The sequence below is a fragment of the Curvibacter sp. GW821-FHT01G03 genome, assembly GCF_059422285.1.
On record NZ_JBWKWP010000045.1, the window covers coordinates 1 to 2261 of the forward strand.

Below are 2261 nucleotides of genomic sequence, written 5' to 3' on the forward strand. Positions count from 1 at the left end.
AGCACCAGGCCCGCATGCAGGCCACCTGGGCCTTTGTGCGCGAGACGGTGCAGGGTTTGCAGGACTGGATCAACCCGTCCGCTTGACAGCGGGGGCTCGCTGCTGGGAATGGCCTTGATCAGTGCCATGGGCCTGCAAGCCATGCGCCAGAACCTGCTGAAGGGTTACTTGTAAGTCAGCTTGACGATCGAGTGGGCGGTTGCAGCATAGGCCACCTGGCCTGGCGCGGTCCTGAAGTTGAAGGAGGACAGCGGCGGCAAGGCGTAGGGTGCAGAGGAGAGCTGCGTTGATTCACCGAGGCCAAGAGACGAGCCTTCAAGAGCAGCGCCGGTTGAAAGATTCGTCAGCATTAGAGTGGAGCCAGCTGGATTTGACACCCAGGCTGTTGGCCCGTCAGCCAGACCATAAATCAAGCCTAACTTCCCATTGAGGGACGGGAAGGTTTGTTGGCTGGGGATTTCCTGCAACTGCCCTTGACCATTGGTGACAAGGTTTCGGCCACTGGTACCACAGACCATACTGGTCACAGCGGCGCCATCCGTTCCGCGCAGCGTGGAAACTGTACCGTCCAGTGTCAATTTTCGAATGAATCCGCCATCGTGCACATAAAAGCTGTCATCGCCCCCAGGGCAAATGGCCGAGATGATGCCGAAAACAGCGGCCTGGCCCACGCCATCAGCTGCAACTGACCGTGCCGGGTGCGAGAAGCCCGCCAGTTGTCGGAGTTGGCCACCAGGTAACAGAAGCCAAACACCGTTCCCCAAACCCTGCTTGTCGCGCACGGAGAGCGTCAGGCCGCCGGTGAACTCCTCACTATCTCCAATCAAAAGCGACCCATTGCTGGACTGTGCCACGGCTCTGGCTGACAAGAAATTGGTCAAGGTGAACGAACCGGATCCGGTAGGCAAAGTTCCCCCGCGAGCGACAGTGCTGACCGTCTTACTTTCGAGGTCGAGCTTGCGAACACTCGGCAGGGAATCGCAACCGGCCCCGATGAAGATCGATTTTCCATCTCCACCAAGAGCGATTGGCGCATCCGCCGAGATGATGACATTCGACGCTGGTCCATCGCATCCATGGGCCGGGTCGGTCGCCAGTGCGTTGGCTAGGTTGGTGGTGCCAGCAACAACTTCAACGGTGACTCGGGAGGTGACCACAGGCGGGGCGGGTTCTGTGGGCCCACCGCTACCACCACCGCATGCAACAAGCGATGCAGCAAATAATGGGGTCAGTCGAGAAAACGACAGGTAAAGGATCGGCATGATACTTTTCATCCCCCATCATAGGCCGAACACTTCAATTTCAGCCAAGGCAAACCACGATCCGTAGTTGTGTCCGTTGAACTTGAGATAGCGAGTGTTGATATCTGTTGCAAGAGGAATCGTAATTGGAGCTCGATCCCCATGCTTCGGCACTGAACCTCCTTGGTAAGCGCCGGATTCCGTTCCGGTGGAGTTGAGAGCCGGTGCAAAGGAGTAAACAAACGGTGCAACATCGGAAAGTGCAACCGACGATCTGGGCGTTATCCTGATGAACTTGATATTTTTAGTAGAGCCCAGGTCGATGACCACGGTGCCGTTGTATCCATTTGAATTCCAAATGTCGGAATAATTCCCATTATAGACGTTGGCAACGTTTGCATTGTTATGAGGTGACCATGCGCTCGTTATAATATGCCGCTTTATTTGGGCGACTGGCGAGGCTGTCCACTTGGCCGATTTGTAGCCGTAAGTTGTTGTTAGCGCATTTTTTTTCAAAAACCATTCGCGTTCAATGGGCCGGGTAGAGGTGCCGCCATAACGCAAGGCCACGGCGGTTGCGATAGGGGCCGCGAAAGATGTGCCCGAAAGAACTTGAGTAAGATTGGTGTTGTGGCGGATCGAGGTGATGAATTTCGAGGGTGCCCATAATTCTACACAAGAACCATAATTCGATCCTGGAATTGTGTATTGGTTACCTGTGTTGTTGAAGACGGCGTTCAGGTGATCTGTTGCGCGGTTGCCGGATGAGTCGACGCCGCCAATAGCCATGATTCCATCCCATTCAGGGGTGGTGGTGCCGAAAGCGTATGCCCAGCGGCATTGGTTGTCGGTGCTGTTGTTGTTCCCGGCTGCTTGCAGAATCAAGAGCCTGTTGCTGGCAATCGCCATTGCACGGCCTAGTTCAGTGCTGAATTCCCAAAAATTCGTGCCTGGTGTGCCCACTCCACTGAAGTCTGTCGAGTCGGCTCCTGTGTTCATCGAGATGTTCAGCGCAGACCA

At 55.4% G+C, this 2261-nt stretch carries 2 protein-coding genes; both read right to left on the reverse strand.

Going from position 1 to position 2261, the window contains the following annotated elements; genetic code table 11:
* Positions 1-164: 164 nt before the first annotated feature.
* Positions 165-1262 (reverse strand): NHL repeat-containing protein, encoded by a 1098-nt coding sequence (locus AC07VS_RS28715; RefSeq protein ID WP_494752680.1) that lies wholly within the window; start codon positions 1260-1262, stop codon positions 165-167.
* An 18-nt stretch (positions 1263-1280) separates the two neighbouring features.
* The coding region (locus tag AC07VS_RS28720) for a S8 family serine peptidase (RefSeq protein WP_494752681.1) at positions 1281-2261 on the reverse strand (981 nt) is incomplete at its 5' end.

Bases quoted from the DNA above. Each gene is read 5' to 3' on its own strand.
- AC07VS_RS28715 (WP_494752680.1), bottom strand. From the start codon at position 1,262: ATGCCGATCCTTTACCTGTCGTTTTCTCGACTGACCCCATTATTTGCT.